Source organism: Paenibacillus alba (assembly GCF_013204855.1).
GTDB lineage: Bacteria > Bacillota > Bacilli > Paenibacillales > NBRC-103111 > Paenibacillus_E > Paenibacillus_E alba.
In genome coordinates, this window is sequence record NZ_JABMKZ010000034.1 from 82,418 (window position 1) to 88,896 (window position 6,479).

The 6,479-nt window shown below is 44.7% G+C and carries 4 protein-coding genes; 1 reads left to right on the plus strand and 3 read right to left on the minus strand.

From position 1 onward, the window contains the following. Positions 1–103: 103 nt before the first annotated feature. Entirely contained in the window at positions 104–1,276 is a 1,173-nt protein-coding gene (locus HQN90_RS29675) for a TerD family protein (RefSeq protein ID WP_476739328.1), read from the minus strand. A 252-nt stretch (positions 1,277–1,528) separates the two neighbouring features. On the opposite strand from HQN90_RS29675, the gene HQN90_RS29680 reads away from it, so the two are divergent. Beyond that, positions 1,529–4,615: an S-layer homology domain-containing protein gene (locus HQN90_RS29680; protein ID WP_173225895.1), complete on the plus strand. Its 3,087-nt coding sequence runs from the start codon at positions 1,529–1,531 to the stop codon at positions 4,613–4,615. Positions 4,616–4,721: 106 nt separating this feature from the next. Here HQN90_RS29680 and HQN90_RS29685 read toward each other — a convergent pair whose 3' ends face one another. After that, a complete protein-coding gene (locus HQN90_RS29685) occupies positions 4,722–4,901 on the minus strand; it encodes a hypothetical protein (RefSeq protein WP_173225897.1) in 180 nt (59 codons plus the stop codon). 689 nt (positions 4,902–5,590) lie between these two features. Beyond that, positions 5,591–5,815, minus strand: a complete 225-nt coding sequence (locus tag HQN90_RS29690; protein WP_173225899.1) for a hypothetical protein — start codon at positions 5,813–5,815, stop codon at positions 5,591–5,593. Positions 5,816–6,479: the final 664 nt, after the last annotated feature.

Consider the following 6,479-nt stretch of genomic DNA (forward strand, 5'->3'; position numbering starts at 1 on the left):
TATAAGTTGAAATGCTCGCCACCCTGGCGGGTATTTTTTATATTCAAAAGGTAGGGAAATAAAAAACCGTGGTCGATTTATCGAGCACGGTAAAGCAATATCATCAGATAAAGGAGTCAAAATCATCATCTTTAAATTCTATTGGTCCAACATCCATTTGGAATGATCCGTCAGGATAGAGAAGCGGACTTTCTTCCATGTGATCGTTAGAATATTTCTCGACATGGCTGACTTTCATTTGCAAAGTATCCGTAAAATCGATATGGGCAATTGCTACCCAATAGGCAAAATCGTTTTTCTCATGGAGCGGAGTAGCTACGGCCTGACCCAAGTGATTGTCAACAACAGCGCGTACATTCATTGATTTAAAGCTCCCGGTTCCGTTGCTTAGCGCGCTATATGCTGCAAAAAGCACATAGTTCAGTTCTTCCGGACGGTGAATCACTATCGTCTCTTTTCCGTTTCCCTTTGCATCGCCATCTAACTGGATATAAGGCATTTTACTGGCTGAGCCGAGTTCATTGTAATAGACTTTTCCTTCAACAGAATTCTTTGTTATATAGAAGCAATATAAATCGAGATCATTTTCAGTCTGCCATTCCAAGGTTGCCGTTACTTTCGTTGACTTTTGAATGCTGATGCTTTCCTTTTTCTTCAATTCCACGTTAAATTGTTTAATGGGTTCCTGCACGGCTGCGGCTGCGACTTCTTGCGTAACTTCTTCTGATACATGAAGTCCGAAGTTTCTGACTAGAGCCGTTAATCCTCCGATGAAGCCGCTTCCAACCGCATTAAACTTCCATTCGCCGTTATGCAAGTAAATCTCTCCAACTACGATTGCTGTTTCATTCGTAAAATCTTGCCCGAAATGAAAGCGGGCGATTTCATTCCCGTCCTGCGGGTTATATAGTTTGCACACGGAATCCCTAACTTTGGCGAATGATTGACCGTTGTTTTCACCGTCGTGAATCGTTAACGTGATAGCAACTTTGGCTACATCCTTAGGCACGACGGAATGAACCATTTGAATTGTTTCACGGTAGCCAGAAACGTTCTCGGAATGGATGACAGACTCATTTCTACTAATCGGTTGATTATAAAAGACCATATCTTCGTCTCTCGTACATACACCATTTGCGTCCAAAAGGAAAGCGGAAGCGTTAATATCGATAGCGGGATCGTCACTTTGCCAATCCAATCCTATTGCTATTCCCGGAAGATTGCGTCCCTTTGTCACATCAATTTTCTGCCCTTTGGTAATGATCAAGAAGATCACCTCTATTCTGAAATATAACCATCACATTCCATGTTATACCATATTTACAAGATTGCATAGTTTTGAGCCGTGGAGCGAGAGGATGATCAACGATCTCCGCCAGCAGCTTTGTGGAAATCGTACATGACAATTTCTATAGATTGTCCATGTTCGTCAAAATCGTTCTCATCTATAATCTAGTGAGAATGATTATCATTATTGATATAGGATATCCATATCGTTCACTTATTTTAGAGGGGGAAATAGAAAAAAATGAAGAAAAGTTTACACGTCATGACATCCGCAGCATTGGTATGTTTCATGTTCGCTTCCGTCGGCTGGGCGGCCGCGGAAACACCATCCTTAGCGGCGAAAGTTAGAACATCGGCGGATTTCAAAGATCTCGCGACAGCGGATGCGGCTCTCAAGGCTCGAATCGATGCGCTGCTCGCCAAAGGGTATATCGACGGAAAGGGGGAGAACTTCGATCTTACGGGACAGATGAACCGTGCCGAAGCTGCCAAGCTTGCCGCTAAAGTGTTCCAATTCAAGCTCGACGACAAAGCTTCTTCCAGCTTCTCGGATGTCGATTCCGCTGACGCGTCGATCGGCTGGTCCATTCCTTTTATCGAAGCGGCGAAAGCTCAAGGGATCATCGAGGGCATGGCCGAATCGACATTTGCCCCTAGAGAGGGTGTAACCCTTGGTCAACTGGCGGCATTGCTGGTCAGGGGTTTGGGCAAATCGTCTGAGGTTCAGTCAACGGAGCCGTGGTATAACGGGTATTTGGCTGCCGCCAAGGCGCATGGAGTGGATTTAGGGACGGACGGGGCTAAAGCTGCGTCCCGCGCCGATCTGGTAAGCGGCTTCTATCAAGTGGATCAAGTGATCGCTGACGCGGGCAAACCCGCAAAGGTGTCCGTTAAGGAAGCGAAACAAACCGGCGTAAAAAAAGTAGTCGTGACGCTGGATCGCGACGTAGATACTTCAAAGGTTACGATAGATTTGACCAAAGACGCAGTCCCGATTGCCGCCTCCGTCAAGTGGTCGAATGACAAGAGGTCGGCGGTGTTGACTTTGACCGACACGAACATCACCGAAGGGGAATATACCGTAACTTTAGGCGGACTGGAAGCCTCATTGATCGAGAAGTCCACCACTGCGTTTACCGGGCAGTCTGAGAAGCTTGTCAAACTAGAGTTTGTGAATACCGGCGATATCATTGCCAAAGCACAGAAGGTCAAGATTGAATTCAAACCGGCCAACCAGTTTGGCGAAACCGCGTCATTCGCCGCAGGTCGGTACACGGTGCATGCCACAACAGCGGAAACGGCGTCTTTGTCCAAATTGGACGATGGGAAGCTGTACGTGAATCTGAATTCTGCAGGGACCGGCATGATTTCGAATTTGAGCCAAGTGACCGTACAAATCAATGATAACGACCAGCATCTCTCGGCAGTCAAGACTTTCACCGTCGGAGGTGAGCCCTATGTCGCCAAGGTGGAATTGGGGCAGGTTACTTATAAAAACGGGAAGACAGCTCTAACGAACAGTGGGGAGAAGGCGGTGATCCCGCTCATACAATACGACCAATATGGTGGGCTAATAACCAAGGAATCCACTGTTCTTTTCAAACCGCAGGCCTATCTATCGCCAAATGAACAGAACATTGATCTGCAGTTTGCGGATGACAATAATGACGGTGAGGATGACGTAGTGGTTACGACCACCGCGAAGATTGACCACACGGCGGAGTATACGTTAACGGTAGCTGAGGGAGCTTCGACTGCCACGGCCAAGGTGAACCTGAAAGCCGGTGCTGTAGCCAAGAAGGTCGAACTGGTCCAGCCAATCGATACATGGGCTAATGGCGACAACAACAAATATATTGGGATCGTGGCCTACGATTCGGAGGGCAGCAAGCTGTCGACCGACGATATCGTTCAGAATGCGAAGGACGGCAGGTTCACCATCACCACCTCAAGTAATCTGTATACCGGGGCATCCACAGATATTCCAGCCGTCATGCTAGACAGTAAAGGCCAGATTGTTAAGGAGGGCCCTAATAAAGGGAAACTCTACATTCGTAAATTGGAAGGTAAAGGAACGGCACGCGTATTCGTGGGACTCTTTGGCATCGGAGTGAACAGTCAAGCCGAACTGACTATCCCCGTGGTATCGACTAGGTACCCGGCAGGATTTAAGGTGATTACGGATGTCGCTGCCAAGGCGCTGGACTATGCAACGGTGGGCGGCAAGATCCAAATTGTCGACCAGTACGGGGATAAAATCGGTGTATTGCCAACCAACAGCGCGGGAAAAGTGATCGATCAAGTGGAGAACGGCCGCAGCGTAACCTATGACGTCTACGCGACTGTAACTCCATCCGTGGGATATGTTGGGACGTATTCCGGCGACCTGACGCTTACGCCAGGCTCGCGCAATTTGACAATGGCCCAGATTAGCGACAAGGAGTTTAAAATGACTCCAGGCGGGTCGACCCCAGGCGCTGCACTGACTGTCAAATTCTCTATCCGTAAACGCGACTTCACCGGCGGAGTGGTGGGGGAGGTACTGAATGATTCTTTTGAGTCCGTCACCAAAAAATTCACGGTAATCGATCCGACAAACGTCAAATTGACATACAGTCTTACCGGCGCAAGAGACATCTACAGCACGCTTGACGACAGCATGTCCATAAGCACTCCGGCTGCTCTTTCATTCTCATCAGTGAACAAATTGGCCGCCGAGCTTACGCTCTCCGCCAAAGATGAAAGCGCTGAAGAGGTTAAAGTACCGGATACAATCATCACGGTAACGTCGAATGCTTATGATGTGGCTCGTGGAGGGGTATCGTCAGGAAAAGGATACGTGTTGGGCAACAAGGCGGGCAAAGCGAAGGTGACGGCTTCCTATCGGAATGCAAAAGGCGAAATCCAAATCTTGTCTACTGCCATAACGGTGAAAAGCGATCCCATTAACATTAAATCCATAGTCAGCAGCGCTGTGAAAACATTCGCGAGATCCACAGTGTACAATGACGATGGCGTCACAGTGAAAACACAAGGTGCTGACGGGGCGCTGACTTGGATGCTGATGAGCGATTTAACACTAAAGGATCAATACGCAGGTGAGTATAAAAATGCCAATGTGGATCCTTTTCATAACATGGTGCCTGTGATTTACATGGTAAATGACGTTTCGGCGGGACTGACAGTTACTCTCACTGACAGCTCTGATGGGGTGCGCAGCAAGGTTAATGTCACGTTCGATCCAAGCGTGACCAAAGGATCTTTTACCCTGACGGCCGTTACCGTAAACGGAATTCAGACAGCCACACGCGTGATGGTGAACAACTGAAGCTAGCAAGTGGAGCCGCCCCTTGGGGCGGTTTGCTGTTTGTTACTCGAGGAGCAACTAGGATTAAAGGATTATTAGTCGATCCTTGACAAATGAATATACATGTTCACAAAATCCGTATTTTATACACATGTGTATGCGGGAGTTCTTGTGCAGCGGAATTTGAAACGCTTGTCCCTCTGACAACACGTTGCCCCGGAATAAGTATTTTCTCATCTTTTCGCTCTACATAAGCCTTAAATACCTCTAAAAAGAGATCCATCATTGCTGATTCAAACGTTTTCACGAGCATTCCCCTTAATGATAATTATTAATGGCTCACAAATCAGATACCACAATTAGGATAATTCGAACCTTAATTTTTGGGCTTGCTATCATCCATTAAAAGTAATTTCTGACCAGCATAAGCTTTAATAACTTTTGTCTGAATAATGAGTCCAAATAAAATAAATTTAGAATATGTAATAGTATTCGCATCTAATTCACCTGAAAGTTCTCCAAAATATAAAACTACACTCAATAAGATCCAGAATATAGCATCCATATAGTCAAGGATTACGCGTGCTATATCCATCATTCTTTTTTTGGGGAATAATGAAAACTATCCAGGTTGTTAAAGTCATTATTGAATTCGATAAGATTATCTTAATCCATTCATTGATATGAATAAAAGATAAAACGGAAACAATAGATAAACTTATAAGAAGATTGCCCTTCTAAAGTATACAAATCGATGTAGATCAGACTAGAGACGATAAATGGTAGCAAAGAATGGTTATATGGGAGTTTCAAATTAGAAGACTCCCCAATATCAGTTGCGCGCATCATTAACTTCTTTATTTTATAGCAATTTATCGTGCTGCCAAGTATTGGAGCATTATAATATAAATACGACAATGCAACAGGAACTCCTTCCAATATTCGACAATTATTTTCATGGCATGCTCGCTAATTACTACCTATTCAACTCATCCATTAGGTCTTGATCCATTCAACGTCAAGCAGCGGTTTGTAGATGTCTATCGAGATTTTGATTCCAACCTGCTCATCATCGTCTTCCAATGTTGCCTCCTGGTTTAATTCGCTCAATATACAATAAGCGCCTTTGCCAATATCTAATAAAATAGATCGTTGTTCGCGAAAATTAGCCGCGGGGAATAGCATCTGGATGCTGCTAGCAGCATTCCGCATGATGCTCACTATGTCCCACGCATCCCCCTTGAGAAAGATAGCACCAAACCGTTGCTTGTTCCCCAAAATATTGATTAATAATTTCCATAAATTAATTCCTCCTTTTTATTCTGTAACGAAAAAGCACCAAACAAATAGAGGTTTCCCTCTATCCGTTCGGTGCTTCCGCTACGGCATCGCCTATTGGCTTTTCATAACTTGGTCGTATAATTGTCCAAGTAAGTATTCTGATGTAACTCGACTTGCGATAGCTTATTAACGTAACCCGATATGAGGACTTGTATAACTTCGTTCCCAGTTCAATATTACTTGTGAAGTACGCCCACTAAATTTCCGAGTTCTATTTGATTCAATTTATTTTCTTCCTTAGTCCATTTATTCTTTCTGCAATCAAATTTGTTCACATTCCAAAATTTTACGATCCTCAAAAGACCATCTGTTGTTGGGATAGGTCCTTCGGGACTTAGTTCACTTCATTATCCTAGTCATTTTATTGGAGAAATCTTTATTTTTCATCACCAAAATACAATTTACGATCTTGCACACGTAGAATCGGTTCGGCCCCTTAATTATGGAGTCCATCTGCTAAATGCTCTCGCTCTCGCAGTTTTTCATTTTTCTCATTTCTCTAAACACACTAAACCGAAATTTCTATGGCTTCTAATTTTTTAGC